This is a genomic window from Rhodomicrobium sp. (genome assembly GCF_047605405.1).
Taxonomy (GTDB): domain Bacteria; phylum Pseudomonadota; class Alphaproteobacteria; order Rhizobiales; family Rhodomicrobiaceae; genus Rhodomicrobium; species Rhodomicrobium lacus.
In genome coordinates this window covers 26,848-40,426 of record NZ_JASGFR010000027.1, presented here as the reverse complement: position 1 = coordinate 40,426, position 13,579 = coordinate 26,848, and the positions used below count along the sequence as shown (strand labels likewise).

General features: G+C 62.1%; 12 protein-coding genes and 1 other RNA gene. 12 read left to right on the top strand and 1 reads right to left on the bottom strand.

What is annotated here, in order from left to right:
• The first annotated feature begins 42 nt into the window (after positions 1-42).
• From QM659_RS11740 to frdD, 6 genes are all read left to right on the top strand, one after another.
• Positions 43-1,059 (top strand): DNA-directed RNA polymerase subunit alpha, encoded by a 1,017-nt coding sequence (locus QM659_RS11740; protein WP_127078712.1) that lies wholly within the window; start codon positions 43-45, stop codon positions 1,057-1,059.
• A 57-nt stretch (positions 1,060-1,116) separates the two neighbouring features.
• Entirely contained in the window at positions 1,117-1,539 is a 423-nt protein-coding gene (gene rplQ, locus QM659_RS11735; RefSeq protein WP_127078710.1) for a 50S ribosomal protein L17, read from the top strand.
• A 425-nt stretch (positions 1,540-1,964) separates the two neighbouring features.
• On the top strand, positions 1,965-3,752 hold the full coding sequence (gene frdA / locus QM659_RS11730) for a fumarate reductase (quinol) flavoprotein subunit (protein ID WP_415188567.1): 1,788 nt from the start codon (positions 1,965-1,967) through the stop codon (positions 3,750-3,752).
• On the top strand, positions 3,745-4,500 hold the full coding sequence (locus tag QM659_RS11725) for a succinate dehydrogenase/fumarate reductase iron-sulfur subunit (protein WP_415188566.1): 756 nt from the start codon (positions 3,745-3,747) through the stop codon (positions 4,498-4,500). The genes frdA and QM659_RS11725 overlap by 8 nt, the downstream gene beginning before the upstream one ends.
• Positions 4,497-4,895, top strand: coding sequence for a fumarate reductase subunit C (locus QM659_RS11720; RefSeq protein WP_415188565.1), 399 nt, complete (start codon positions 4,497-4,499; stop codon positions 4,893-4,895). Before QM659_RS11725 ends, QM659_RS11720 begins: the two co-directional genes overlap by 4 nt.
• Positions 4,895-5,266, top strand: a complete 372-nt coding sequence (gene frdD / locus QM659_RS11715) for a fumarate reductase subunit FrdD (protein ID WP_415188564.1) — start codon at positions 4,895-4,897, stop codon at positions 5,264-5,266. Before QM659_RS11720 ends, frdD begins: the two co-directional genes overlap by 1 nt.
• 288 nt (positions 5,267-5,554) lie before the next feature.
• Here frdD and QM659_RS11710 read toward each other — a convergent pair whose 3' ends face one another.
• Complete coding sequence (locus QM659_RS11710) at positions 5,555-7,438, bottom strand: hypothetical protein (protein WP_415188563.1); 1,884 nt, start codon at positions 7,436-7,438, stop codon at positions 5,555-5,557.
• A 230-nt stretch (positions 7,439-7,668) separates the two neighbouring features.
• On the opposite strand from QM659_RS11710, the gene apbC reads away from it, so the two are divergent.
• The 6 genes from apbC (at position 7,669) to hpnH (ending at position 13,347) form a co-directional block, all read left to right on the top strand.
• Positions 7,669-8,760: an iron-sulfur cluster carrier protein ApbC gene (gene apbC / locus QM659_RS11705; protein ID WP_415188562.1), complete on the top strand. Its 1,092-nt coding sequence runs from the start codon at positions 7,669-7,671 to the stop codon at positions 8,758-8,760.
• Between the two features lie 72 nt (positions 8,761-8,832).
• Positions 8,833-9,210, top strand: a transfer-messenger RNA (tmRNA) gene (gene ssrA / locus QM659_RS11700).
• A gap of 38 nt (positions 9,211-9,248) precedes the next feature.
• Positions 9,249-9,803, top strand: a complete 555-nt coding sequence (locus QM659_RS11695; RefSeq protein ID WP_415188561.1) for an SspB family protein — start codon at positions 9,249-9,251, stop codon at positions 9,801-9,803.
• Between the two features lie 279 nt (positions 9,804-10,082).
• The gene (locus QM659_RS11690; protein ID WP_303482828.1) at positions 10,083-10,664 is read left to right on the top strand and encodes a L,D-transpeptidase; all 582 of its coding nucleotides are present in this window, start codon (positions 10,083-10,085) and stop codon (positions 10,662-10,664) included.
• 493 nt (positions 10,665-11,157) lie between these two features.
• Positions 11,158-12,114 carry a 4-hydroxy-3-methylbut-2-enyl diphosphate reductase gene (gene ispH, locus QM659_RS11685; protein ID WP_181952144.1) on the top strand — a complete coding sequence of 319 codons (957 nt, stop codon included), beginning with the start codon at positions 11,158-11,160 and terminating at the stop codon, positions 12,112-12,114.
• A 90-nt stretch (positions 12,115-12,204) separates the two neighbouring features.
• Positions 12,205-13,347: an adenosyl-hopene transferase HpnH gene (hpnH, locus tag QM659_RS11680; RefSeq protein WP_127078692.1), complete on the top strand. Its 1,143-nt coding sequence runs from the start codon at positions 12,205-12,207 to the stop codon at positions 13,345-13,347.
• The last annotated feature ends 232 nt before the right edge of the window (positions 13,348-13,579 follow it).

Below are 13,579 nucleotides of genomic sequence, written 5' to 3'. Positions count from 1 at the left end.
CGGGGTACCTCGCGCCTGATGCCGCCGTATAAGGAATGAAACGTGCTTAACAAGAATTGGCAGGATCTCATCAAGCCGGGCAAGATCAACGTGATCCCCGGGGCGAATCCGAAATACGTGGCTTCCATCGTCGCGGAGCCGCTTGAGCGCGGTTTCGGCCTGACGCTCGGTAACGCGCTGCGCCGCGTTCTGCTGTCGTCGCTTCAGGGCGGCGCGGTCACGACGATTCACATCGACGGCGTGCTGCACGAATTTTCGTCCATTCCGGGCGTTCGCGAGGATGTCACGGACATCGTGCTGAACGTCAAGGAGATCGCCCTTCGCATCCACTCCGAGGGCGTCAAGCGGATGGTGCTGCGCAAGGAGGGGCCCGGCGTGGCTCGCGCGCGCGACATCGATGCCGGTCCGGACGTTGAAATCCTTAATCCCGATCTCGTTCTCTGCACGCTCGACGAGGGCGCAACGGTTCGGATGGAGCTGACTGCGGCCATCGGCAAGGGCTACGTGCCCGCCGAGCGCAATCGCCCCGACGACGCGCCGATCGGCCTCATTCCGGTCGACAGCCTTTACAGCCCGGTCAAGAAGGTCTCGTACCGCATCGCCAACACGCGCGAAGGTCAGATCCTCGACTATGACAAGCTGACGCTCGACGTCGAAACGAATGGCGCCGTTTCTCCGGAAGACGCGGTGGCGCTCGCGGCACGCATCATTCAGGATCAGCTGTCGATCTTCGTGAATTTCGAAGAGCCGCGCAAGGAAGTCGCCGAGGAGCGTATCCCGCAACTCGAATTCAACGCGGCGTTGCTCAAGAAGGTCGACGAACTCGAGCTTTCGGTGCGTTCGGCGAACTGCCTGAAGAACGACAATATCGTCTACATCGGCGATCTCATCCAGAAGACCGAAGCGGAGATGTTGCGCACGCCGAATTTCGGGCGTAAGTCTCTGAACGAAATCAAAGAGGTGCTTGCCGGCATGGGGCTGCATCTCGGCATGGAAGTCCCGAACTGGCCGCCGGAGAACATCGAAGAACTGGCGAAGCGCTTCGAGGACCATTACTAACAGACCAATCAGACCGCGGGGCGCAGTCCGGCGCGGCGAAGTTTTGAGGACGAGACAATGCGTCACCGTAGATCCGGTCGTAAATTCAATCGTACGGCGAGCCACCGTCAGGCCATGTTCGCCAATATGGCGGCTGCTCTCATCAAGCATGAGCAGATCGTGACCACCCTGCCGAAGGCGAAGGATCTGCGCGGCGTCGTGGAAGCGCTTATCACGCTTGCGAAGCGCGGCGACCTTCACGCCCGCCGCGTCGCCGCCTCTCGGCTTCGCGACGAGACGCAGGTGGCGAAGCTCTTCGCCACGCTCGCTCCGCGCTACGCGGACCGTCCGGGCGGCTATACACGCGTTCTCAAGGCGGGCTTCCGCTATGGCGACAATGCCCCGCTCGCGGTCATCGAGCTTGTGGATCGCGACGTCAACGCCAAGGGACTGGACTCCGGTCCCGTTCAGGACGCCGAGGACGAAGCCGAAGCGGCGTAAGCTTCGCGCGGCTTGTCGCGGAAGCTCGGCGATCGGGCCGAGCTTGAAAGCACCTCGATCAAATGAAATTCCGGGCCGCGCTGTGAAGCGCGGCTTTTTTGTTTCGCGCCTTTACACAGCAGGCAGGCGGGCGCCCGGGAAATGGGTGCAGCCATGGGGACGGTCCAAGCGTGCCGGACGCGCGCCCCGACCGAGCGAGGCGGGGGTGCGTAACCGTCGAGGCGCTCCGGCGATCCGTGTGCGGACTTCGTGCCACTTTCGCAAAATCAGATACATTTTGGCGACACAGAGCCCACGATCTTTCATCACGGATCGGTTATCTTCGGCGCGGCCATCGGCGCGGCGAGCGAATTCGCCCGCCAATCATTATCTTGTGAAGAGAAGCTGGGGCAGGAAACAGTCTCGCGCGGGAGGGAGAACTCCGAGTGGAGCACATCGAAGCCGATATACTGATACTGGGCGCGGGGGGAGCCGGCCTGCGTGCGGCAATCGCAGCCGCCGAAGCCGCGCCGGGTTTGTCGATTGCGCTGGTGTCGAAGGTCTATCCGATGCGTAGCCACACCGTCGCCGCGGAAGGCGGCTCGGCTGGCGTGCTGCAGGATACCGACAGTCTTCAGGCTCATTTCGACGACACCGTTTCAGGCGGCGACTGGCTCTGCGAACAGGACGTGGTTGAGTATTTCGTCGAGCACTGCACGCCGGAGATGATCCAGCTCGAACATTGGGGCTGCCCATGGAGCCGCAAGCCGGATGGCGACATCGCGGTGCGGCGGTTCGGCGGGATGAAGATCGCGCGCACTTGGTTCGCCGCCGATCGCACCGGCTTCCACATCCTTCATACGCTCTATCAGACATCCATGAAGTACCCGTCCATCAAACGGCTGGACGAGTTTTTCTGTACGGACCTTCTGGTGGACGATGGCCGCGCACAGGGCGCGGTGCTGCTCAACATCTCCACCGGCGAATTCACCGCCGTCACCGCGCGCGCCGTCATCATCGCGACGGGAGGCGCGGGCCGCGTCTACCCGCAGAACACCAATGGCGGCATCGTCACCGGCGACGGCATGGCGCTGGCCTTCCGGCACGGCGTGCCCCTGCGCGACATGGAGTTCATGCAGTACCACCCGACCTGCATGCCGGGCAGCGGCGTGCTCTTCACGGAGGGGGCGCGCGGCGAAGGGGGCTTCCTGCGCAACAAGGACGGCTATCGCTACTTGCAGGATTACGGCCTCGGCCCGGCTTTGCCCGAGCCGCGCAACAAGTTCATGGAGCTTGGCCCGCGCGACCGTGTCAGCCAGGCTTTCTGGCATGAGGAGCGCAAGGGGCGCACCATCGAGACGCCGCATGGCGACGCCGTGCTGCTCGATCTGACGCATCTCGGCCGCGACAAGATCCTCGAACGCCTGCCGCAAATCTACGACCTTGCGAAGGATTACATGGGCGTCGACGCGGCGGAGCAGCCGATCCCGGTTCGGCCCGCCATACACTACACGATGGGCGGCATTCTCGTGGATGGCCGAACCGCCGCGCCGCTCCCCGGCCTTTACGCCGCCGGAGAGTGCTCCAGCGTCGGTATTCACGGCGCGAACCGGCTCGGCTCCAACTCGCTCGCGGAACTTTCGGTGTTCGGACGTCTCGCGGGCGAGCAGGCGGCGACGTTCGCGCAAGGCTCATCGAACGGCGACCGTGGCCGTCTTCTCGATCAGGCGCGCGCGGCGGAAGACCGGGCGCTCGCGCTTCTGAACCGGAAGGGCAAAGGTGAGCGACACGCCGCGCTGCGCGATGAGATGGCGTCTGCGATGGAGCGAGGCTGCGGCATCTATCGGCTCGGCGACGAGACGCGGCAAACCTGCGATACGCTCGCCGACCTGAAAAAGCGCTATGCGGATGTCGTGCTCGACGATCATACCCGCGTCTGGAACACTGACTGGACCACCGCCATCGAACTCGGCTTCCAGCTCGACGTGGCGGAGGCCATCGCGTACTCGGCGCTGGAGCGCAAGGAGTCGCGCGGGGCGCATCAGCGGCTCGACGGCTACGAAAACCGCGACGACGAGCATTACCTCGCGCACAGCCTCGCGCATTATCGCGATGGTGCCGCGCCGGAGATCACCTATGCGCCAGTGACCATCACCAAGTCGCCGCCGGGCCAGCGCGCTTACGGCGAAGCGGGCGTCAAACTCGAAGAAGCGAAGGCGCACAAGCATGACTGAGCGCGCGGATAAAACCATCGAGCTGCGCGTGCTGCGCTACAATCCGGAGACGGACGAGAAGCCTCATCATCAGAGCTTCACCGTGCCGTACACGCGCGACATGTCGGTGTTGCAGGGGCTCCAGTGGATCAAGGGCACCGTCGACGGCAGCCTGACGTTCCGCTGGTCGTGCCGCATGGCGATCTGCGGAAGCTGCGGCATGATGATAAACGGCGAGCCGAAACTCGCCTGCCATACGCTGCTGCGCGACCTCGCGCCGGGGCCTGTCACAGTCGAGCCGCTTGCTCATTTCCCCATCGAACGCGACCTCGTTGTGACGGTCGACGACTTCGTGAAGAAGATCGAGAGCGTCACGCCTTGGCTCATTCCCAAGCACCCGAAGCCGGTTTCGGAGGGGCCCTATAATCAGACGCCCGCGCAGCTTGAAGCGTATGAAAACTTCAGCGCCTGCATCAACTGCATGCTCTGCTACGCGGCTTGCCCGCAATATGGCGAGAACCCGAAATTCGTCGGTCCGGCCGCGATGGCGATCCTCCAGCGCTACAACGGCGATTCGCGCGACGGCGGGAGCGCGCTGCGCATCGATGCGGTGCACGGGGAAGACGGCGTCTGGGGCTGCACGGCGGTCGGCGCATGCAGCGATGTCTGCCCGAAGGCCGTGGACCCGATGCACGCCGTCAACCAGAACAAGATGAACACGGCGCTCGATTACTTCCTGCGCTTCTTGAAGAAAAGGGACGCGAAATGAGCGACCGCCGCCCTTATGTGCGCCCCATGCCTCGCGACTGGTGGGCGCGCCGGCCTTTCCGGCATTACACCATCCGCGAGCTTTCGGGCGTTACCATCGCGATCTACGCCGCCGTGCTGCTCTCCGGTCTCGTCGCGCTGGTGCAAGGCCCTGCGGCATGGGACATCTGGCGCGGCTGGCTCGCTTCGCCCGCGTCGCTCGTCCTGCATGCCGCGCTGCTCATCGCCATGATCTGGCACTTGCGAACGTGGTTCCAGATTTTGCCGAAAACGATGCCGAAGCTTGTCGTCAGAGGCTCGCCCGTGCCGCAAAGGCTCATCACGCTGATCGGGACTTCCGTCGCCATCATCTGCTCGACGGCGCTCGTCGCATTCGTTCTGTGGAGGCCGTTCTGATGCCGCACGCTCCCGAAAAGCGCAGCAACGCGCCGATCTTCTGGCTTCTGTTCGGCGCAGGCGGCACGCTGTCGGCGCTGTTTGGCGTCGGCCTGATCCTCGTGACAGGCGTCCTCGCGCCGCAAGGCATCGGCGTTGCGCCCGAGGCGCTGAGTTACGAAAACGCGCTTGCGTTCACGCAAAACTGGCTCGGCAAGGCCGTGATCTGGGCGGTGATCTCGCTGTTCTTCTGGCACGCGGCCGAGCGGCTTTACCTCACGCTGAAGGATATGCATGTGTTCAGCGACATGGGGCGGCGGCTTCTGACCTATGGCGTTGCAGCTTTGGTAACGGCCGTGACGGCGGGGCTTCTCCTCGCCATCGGGTTTTGAGCGGCGGATTTGCAGTCGGCCTCACTGTTGTGGCGAGCGCGTTGCCGATTTCATAGTCATGAGCCGCTCTTGAGCGTTCCGGCCTGATTGATCGCAATCAGATCGGCAGAACGGTCCTTTATTGAAGGTCGACGGCGGATGTGACCCGCAGGCGATCCGCGTGCGTCGCATGCCGGTCCCGTCGCTTGCGTTTGCATGCGGCGACTGGTCCGCTGGCCAATTGCCTAAAATTCGATCAGAGCTGCGTTGCGCCCGATCGCACCCAAACGGGCGCATCGCGCTCCGCCGCTACTCGACTCGCGAACGATCGGGGAGACGGCGGGGCGGCTCCACATCGCTGCCGGGAAGGGCGGCGGGTTCGTTCGTCTCGGGAAGCGCCTTCTGCTCGGCGGCGGATGCGGCATCGGCGGGCAGCCGCCTGAGCGAAAGCGGAAGGCCGCGTTGCGCCGCTGCTCGCCCCGAGATGCTGCCAACCGCCTGGATCAGCAGTTCCGCCCATTTGCCGGGGCGGAAGCGGTATATGCGGAAGGCGTCGGCCTGCGCATACATGCTGCCCTGCCGGTCGAGCTTCCGGCGCACCGCCTCCTCATCGAGACCGCCCACCTCATCGCGGCGAAAACGGCTGCGCCGCTCAACGCCCAGCAGGCGCACCAGCTTTTCGCCTTCGAGGATCGCGAAGACGGCCGCGAGATAGCGAGAGCGCTCCAGCGCGCGCGATGATTCAAAGCTTGGAGCGTTGACTCGCGCGCGCGCCCACAGGTCGTAGTTTTCCTCGCGGAAATCGAGCGGCACCGCCGCGTAGTATTGTCCACCGTGATCGAAGACGACGTCCTGAAGCGGTGCGACAAGCTCGGCGGGCGTCGGCGGCGACTGCGCCTCGAACTGATCCTGAAACACGCGATAGAACGTGTTGAGGACGCCGCGCATCGGCCCGCGCGCCTGCGCCCGCGCCAGATCCTGACCGAGATTGAAAAACGGGCCGAACGGACGGTTGATCGAAACGAGCAGAATGCAGACGTCCACGAAGATGGCGATCAGAAGCGGGATGTAGTCGCGGTCGCTGAGCCCCGCCTCGTCCTGACTGACGGTAGCCGTCGGGTTCGCGGCCTGCTCGGTACGGATGCGCTCCGGCGACGGCGGGGCCTTGCCATGCAGGACGAGCTCCGTCGCGGTGTTCGACAGCCGGCGGAACGCTTCGGTCACGGCCTCGGAGCCCTCAACCGAGCGAAGCTCCGGCTTTTGCAACTGCGGAAGCTCGTCGATAGAACGCACGACACCGTTCAGCGCTGTCTGGAGCTGGCCGTCCGGGCAAGAAAAAGCCACGCCGCGTTCGTCCGTAAACGATGTCTGCCTGCCGCGAGCTTGCAGCTCATCGCGGAGCTGACGGAGCTGCGGATCGGTTCTGAGAGCGTTGAAGCGCTCCGTCACGAGGCCAAGCTTGCGGTCGAGTCCCTCGATGAAGGCGGTGCGCGTGCCGGTTTGCGGATCGATGGTCGCCGGATCTTTCTTCAGGATGCGCTGAAGGTCCGTGTTGAGATCGGCGATGTCGGACTTTACGGCGCTGGTTCGCGACGCGATCAGATCGTTGGCAAACTGGAAGCGCTGCGCGTCGCTTTCGCGCAAGCGGCGGCGCGGTCCGTCGCCCGCGCGGCTCGCGGGGCATGTCCCGCCCGCCGTCCGCTCGATCTGCGCCTTCTGGGAGGAAACGGTGGCGAGCGTCGACAGCGCCGTCTGCAACAGTTCGAGGCGGCTCTGGCCGTTCTGAAGCGACCGCTGCACCTGATAGACCGACGCGCCGGCTGCCTGCGACGTCTGCGCACCCGCTTCGAGAAAACGCCAGTAAAAGCCGAAGGCGAAGGCCACCGATATCAGGAACAGGACGACATAGCCGAGGATGTAGAGTGGGTAGAGGGAAGGGCGAAGCTGGCCCGAGAAAAGCGCGTCGAGGATATAGATAATCATGCCCTGAAGCATGAGGACGGCGAAGGCGATGGCGACCTTCGCCCCGAGCCCGATCTCGCCGGAACCCGCTTCGATCAGGTAGAGCATGCCTGAATAGGTCGAAATCCAGGCAAGGATGGAAAGCCCCGCGAGGAGCAGGATCATCAGGGGTGAATAGGAGCTGTCACGCTGAGCCGGAAGCGCCATGATTTCCCCGCCAGAACTCGACACGATGCGCCCATCTTATATGAGGAGTACGTCAAACAATTTAAATCGAACGCCGACTTTGTGTGAGTGAACGTTTGGTGAAGGCCGCGCTTTTCGCGCCGCGAACAAACTCGGCGGAGCTGCCTCGTGCTCTTCTGCCGGGAGTTTTGAGTAAAGGCGCTTTCCCGTCGACCCCGCGCATCCTAGATTAAGACAAAATCCATTCTCACACCTAAGCCCTACGGTTCCTCCCGATGCCCGATATCCCGACAAAAGAAAATATCCTCTCTGCCCTCAAGAGCGTGCGAACGCCAGGGGGCGTGGATCTCGTCTCGGCAGGCATCCTCTCCGAGATCGCCATCGTGAAGGGGAAGGTGTATTTTGCGCTGAGCGTGCCGCCGAGAGACGCGCGCGCCTATGAAGCCGTGCGGCGCGAGGCGGAAGACACGGTCCGGGGATTGCCGGGCGTGGCGGGCGCGACGGTGGTTCTCACGGCCGATGCGAAAGAAGGCGAGGCCGCGAAGCAGGCCGACGCCGCCATCGGGCGCGGGATCGGCGGCATCCGTCACATCATCGCGGTGGCTTCGGGCAAGGGCGGGGTCGGCAAATCGACGACGGCGGTCAACATCGCGCTCGGCTTTGTCGCGAACGGCCTGAAGGCCGGGCTTCTGGACGCGGATGTTTACGGTCCGTCGGTGCCGAGGCTTCTCGCGATCCGGGAAAAGCCGGATCTGATCGGCGACAATATCCTCGCTCCGATCGAGAAATACGGGCTTGAAACGATGTCGATCGGCTTCCTCGTCGAGGAAGAAACGCCGATGATCTGGCGCGGCCCGATGGTGATTTCGGCGCTGACGCAGATGCTGAACGATGTTGCATGGGGCGAACTCGACGTGCTCGTGGTCGACATGCCGCCGGGCACCGGCGACGCGCAGCTCACCATGGCGCAGAAGGCTTCGCTCTCGGGCGCGGTCGTCGTTTCGACGCCGCAGGATCTGGCGCTGATCGATGCGCGCAAGGGCCTTGAGATGTTCAAGCGCGTGAACGTGCCCGTGCTCGGCATCGTCGAGAACATGAGCTATTTCGTTTGCCCGAAATGCGGGGAGCGGTCGGACATTTTCGGCCATGGCGGCGCTAAAGACGAGGCAGCGAGGCTGGGCGTGCCATTCCTGGGAGGGGTTCCGCTGCATATGGCCGTGCGCGAGACATCCGACGCGGGTCAGCCCATCGTCGTTTCGGACCCCGCGTCGCTGCATGCGAAGCTCTACCGGGAGATCGCCTCTTCGGTCTGGAGCGCCCTCTCCGGCGCTGCCACGGTTCAGGGCCCGAAAATCGTGATCGAGTAGACGGCCGTCGGGCGGCAACCTGCGACGCCGGGCGTGACATACATGCTGCGCATGGAGACATTCTCGCACCGCCGTCTTTCCAACGGGCTGGAGACTCTCTATATTACCTTTTGCTGGTTCGCCAGCTATGGCGATAAACGGATATCGTAATAAGCCTATCGGACCCGGGGGCGGTACCCGGCGCCTCCACCAAAAGCCGTCGAACGGCGAAGCCCAAGCTGCAAGGGCGACGGTTTTTGATGGGGGCGAAATAGGATCGACGAGGGTGTAAAAGGTAGTCTTTCGCTCGGCATGGTACCGCCGTATTGGGCCAAAATGATAGTTGCGAATGACAACTATGCTGGTGCTCGTCCCGTCGCGATTGCGGCGTAACTGCACCGACCTAAAGTCCTGACGGCGTAGCTGCTGTCAGGCGCGGCTGGCGGCGCCGGGCAACAGAAGCCCGCCACTTCCTTCATGGCCGTTGGCCCATCGTGTAGAAGCAGAACATGCCCGAAGATACCATTCCGTACGACGATCTCGTGCTAGAAGCCCTGCGCGGGGTCGTCCGGTCCGTTCTTCTGCGTGTTCTGAAGCGCGGCATTCCCGGCGATCACCACTTCTACATCACGTTCGACACGCGCTCTCCCGGCGTCGGTCTTTCCAAGCGTCTCAAGGATCAGTATCCGAGCGAGATGACGATCGTCCTCCAGCACCAGTTCTGGGATCTCGCTGTGACCGAGGATCGCTTCGAGGTGCGTCTTTCCTTCAACAATATCCCCGAGCGGCTGGTTATTCCGTTCAGTGCGGTGAGGATCTTCCAGGACCCGAGCGTTCATTTCGCGCTCGGGCTGCGTGCGTCCGAGGGCGAGCTGGCCAAGGCTGATGAGGGTCTTTCCCTGGTTCCTGCGCCGCTCGGAGAACCGGAGGTTCAGGCCGTCCCGCATCACGACAATTCGCAACCGGAGATAGTCCGAGAGGCGAATGAGGGTGACGACGACACCGCAGAAACCCACCGGAAGACGGCGGAAGTTGTAAGTCTGGACAAGTTCCGCAAAAAGTGATCGGCTACAGTTGAAACATCCGATTGACTGTCCGCTCACATTAATTTGCCAGTCATCGATACGTGTCATCTTCGCAACATCGATCGCGCAAAGCGGCAAGAAGGCGGCGGTTTAGGGGCTGACGCAAAGTCCCGCGTTGAGTATGTTCTCACAAACGAAAGTTGTGGCCTTCGAAAAGCCGTTAGCGATGGGGAACCCACGGCTCTGCTTCTCCGTTCAGAGAGCAAGCTGAGGCTTCTTCGTTGAACTTGAGATTGGTGAGACGCCGGAGGGATTTGAATGTCACGCCTCATGAAGCAATTTGCGATTGCCAGCCTTGCACTGACAGTCGCCACGTCGAACGTTAACGCGGCCGGGTTTCTCGACAGCTTTTTCAGTGATCTTTTCGGTCCGATGAGCCCACAGGGCCGTCAGGTCGTCAGGGTTCAGGGCAACTACAATGTTGGCGATATCATCGTCAGCTTTGGCGATCGCCGCCTCTACTATATCGAGTCGAAGACTGTCGCTTACAGCTATCCGATCGCGATTCCGAAGGCCGAAGCCAAATGGTCTGGTGTGAGCTATGTCAGCCAGAAGCGCGAAAACCCGACTTGGACGCCTACCGCCGACATGCGCAAGGAGAATCCCAAGCTTCCTGCTTACGTCCCCGGTGGCGATCCGCGCAATCCGCTCGGCACCCGCGCGCTCTATCTCGGCGACTCCCTGTACCGTATCCACGGCACGGACGCACCTTGGCTGATCGGTCAGCAGGTGTCTCATGGCTGCATCCGCATGTATAATGAGGACGCCGCCGATCTCTACCGTCGCGCGAAAGTTGGCGCAAAGGTGGTTGTGACCTGGGATCGCATGCGTACGCTGTAGTTCAGGCGAGACACGCTGCTGGTATGAAAGGCCGGTTTGCCCCGGCCTTTTTTATTTCGCGGGCTTTGCGAAGACCGCATGCCCCGTATTCGCCTCGTTGGTCGGGCAAATTTTCGCCGTTGTTCAGTGAGTGAACATCACGCTGGGTGGCTTCGTCTGGATATGGGCAGGGGGTTTAGACTTTCATCAGGGCAGCTCAGGCATAATCAAGGCTCGCACCCATCATCGGTGTGTCATTCAGGCAACGTCTTTTGGCCCGGCAAGTGCTAGGCAAGAGACGGCGTGTCACTGAGGAAACACAGTTTCGAGATGCGTCCCGTGAAAAGAGGCGTTTGATCTTGATAGCTGGACAGGCACTGTCAAAAAGTGTCAATCGAACTGCCGTTTATTGGGCCGGCTTCGGAACGATGAGTGCAAGCGGCTTGTTTGGCGAGAGGCAATTATAGTGGTTTGCGTGGAAAATGGGCCACGTCATCGATACGGGGTGACCGGGATGCAGAAACTCGCTCGCGACGCTGGCAGCATACAAGTCGTTCTGGTTCAACCGCGGGGGTTTTGTGCCGGCGTCGTCCGGGCGATATCGATCGTCGAACGCGCTCTTGAGAAATACGATGCCCCGGTATTCGTCCGGCATGAGATCGTTCATAACAAGCACGTGGTCGACGATCTGAAGGCCAAAGGCGCCCGTTTCGTGGATGAGATCGACGAGATCCCGGAAGGTGCGGTGACCATTTTCAGCGCGCACGGCGTCGCCAAGGACGTCGAAATCTCCGCCGAGGAACGCGGCCTTCCCGTTATCGACGCAACTTGCCCGCTTGTTACCAAGGTTCACCTGCAAGGAAAACGATATCTCGGGCAGGGGCGCACTCTCATTCTCGTCGGCCACGCCGGACATCCGGAGGTCGAGGGTACAATGGGCCAGATTCCCGGCCCAGTCCATCTTGTGCAGACGGAAGACGATGTCGCAGCATTGCCCATCTCGCCCGATACTCCGGTTGCCTACATCACCCAGACGACGCTGAGCATCGACGACACGCGCGGCATCATAAACGCCATCAAGCGGCGTTTCGCGGATGTCGTAGGCCCCGGAACGAACGACATCTGCTATGCCACTCAAAATCGCCAGACGGCGGTGCGGGAGCTGTCGAAGATCGCGGATGTCATTCTCGTTGTCGGCGCGAAGAACAGTTCGAATTCGAATCGTCTGCGCGAGATCGGAGAGGAAGCTGGCGTGCCGAGCTATCTTCTCGCGGATGGCAGCGAGTTGAAGCCCGATTGGGTGCGTGGTGCACAAATCGTCGGCCTCACTGCGGGAGCCTCTGCACCCGAAGCGATGGTGCAGGATGTGATCGAAGCTCTGCGCAAGCTTGGCCCGGTCGACGTGACAAATTTACCAGGCGTTGAAGAAAACGTGGAGTTTCGCCTCCCCGTTCAGTTACACGCCGTTTGAGATTCCGGGTGATCGAGGCTAAGCCGGTCTCTGATCAATAACAATATGCCAAACGCGCGGTCGCGCGGCGATGAGTGGGAGCAGCGTACGATGGTATTGCCGTTTTTCAAGGAAAGACGGATTGGGGCTTATCTTCTCAAGCAGACACTCAAGGGCCGGAAACATTACCCGCTCGTGCTGATGCTGGAGCCCCTTTTTCGCTGCAACCTCGCCTGCGCGGGCTGCGGAAAGATTGACTATCCCGATCAGATCCTGAACCGTCGGCTGTCGGTGCAGGAATGCCTCGACGCCGCCGAAGAATGCGGCGCCCCCATGGTGGCGATCCCGGGCGGCGAACCGCTGATTCACCGCGAGATCGATCAGATCGTGAAAGGGCTCATCGCGCAGAAGCGCTTCGTCTCGCTCTGCACGAACGCGATGCTGCTTGAGAAGAAGCTGCACCTGTTCGAGCCGTCGCCCTATTTCTTCTTCTCGGTCCACCTCGATGGCCTGCGCGAGCATCACGACGCGTCCGTTTGCCAGAAGGGCGTCTTCGATCGCGCGTTCAATGCAATCCGCCTGGCGAAGGCGAAGGGCTTCGAGGTCAACATCAATTCCACGGTGTTCGACGGTTACGACCCGAAGGAACTCGCGCGCTTCCTCGACTTCTGCAAGGATCTCGGCGTCGGCGTCTCGATCTCGCCCGGCTATGCCTACGAACGCGCGCCCGATCAGGAGCACTTCCTAAACCGTCGCAAGACCAAGGAATTGTTCCGCAAGGTCTTTGCGCTCGGCAAGGGCAAGCGCTGGACGTTCACGCATTCGCCGCTGTTCCTCGATTTCCTTGCAGGCAATCAGGAATTTCATTGCTCGCCGTGGGGCATGCCGACGCGCAACATCTTCGGCTGGCAGAAGCCGTGCTATCTCATAGGCGAGGGTTACGCCCGGACCTACACCGAGTTGATGGAGACCACGAACTGGGACTCCTACGGCACGGGCCGCTACGAGAAGTGCGCAAACTGCATGGCGCATTGCGGATACGAGCCGACGGCGGCGCATGCCAGCATCGCGAACCCGTTGCGCATGCTGAAGCTCATGTGGACGGGCATCCGCACGGAAGGGCCGTTCGCGCCGGAAATCTCGCTGGCAGACCAGAGACCCGCTGCCTACGTGCATTCACTCCACGTGGAGCAGGAACTGAAGCGCATCGCGGACGAAGACGAGAAGCCGCAGCGTCTTTCGGCGGCCGAATAACGTCGATTGCCTCGCGGCCACGCCGCGGGGCGAAGCCAGCTTACACGAAGGCCAGCGTCACTTTCCGACCTACCCGAGCCCACGGGCGAGGTGAGATGACCGGCTGACCGCTCTCCGGCGGTCGCGCGTCGGCTCCCCCGCATGAAGGCGCGCGGTCGCTCTTCTTCATGTGCGGCAGTCGACTGCCTGCGGAGCGCGGGCGAGATCTCAAGGCGCCCCGTTTTTCAAAGGA

What these genes read in the sequence shown, in the direction of transcription:
- QM659_RS11725 (WP_415188566.1), top strand. Translation starts at nt 3,745, where the DNA reads ATGACTGAGCGCGCGGATAAAACCATCGAGCTGCGCGTGCTGCGCTAC.
- QM659_RS11720 (WP_415188565.1), top strand. Translation starts at nt 4,497, where the DNA reads ATGAGCGACCGCCGCCCTTATGTGCGCCCCATGCCTCGCGACTGGTGG.
- rplQ (WP_127078710.1), top strand. Translation starts at nt 1,117, where the DNA reads ATGCGTCACCGTAGATCCGGTCGTAAATTCAATCGTACGGCGAGCCAC.
- hpnH (WP_127078692.1), top strand. Translation starts at nt 12,205, where the DNA reads ATGGTATTGCCGTTTTTCAAGGAAAGACGGATTGGGGCTTATCTTCTC.
- apbC (WP_415188562.1), top strand. Translation starts at nt 7,669, where the DNA reads ATGCCCGATATCCCGACAAAAGAAAATATCCTCTCTGCCCTCAAGAGC.
- ispH (WP_181952144.1), top strand. Translation starts at nt 11,158, where the DNA reads ATGCAGAAACTCGCTCGCGACGCTGGCAGCATACAAGTCGTTCTGGTT.
- QM659_RS11695 (WP_415188561.1), top strand. Translation starts at nt 9,249, where the DNA reads ATGCCCGAAGATACCATTCCGTACGACGATCTCGTGCTAGAAGCCCTG.
- QM659_RS11690 (WP_303482828.1), top strand. Translation starts at nt 10,083, where the DNA reads ATGTCACGCCTCATGAAGCAATTTGCGATTGCCAGCCTTGCACTGACA.
- frdD (WP_415188564.1), top strand. Translation starts at nt 4,895, where the DNA reads ATGCCGCACGCTCCCGAAAAGCGCAGCAACGCGCCGATCTTCTGGCTT.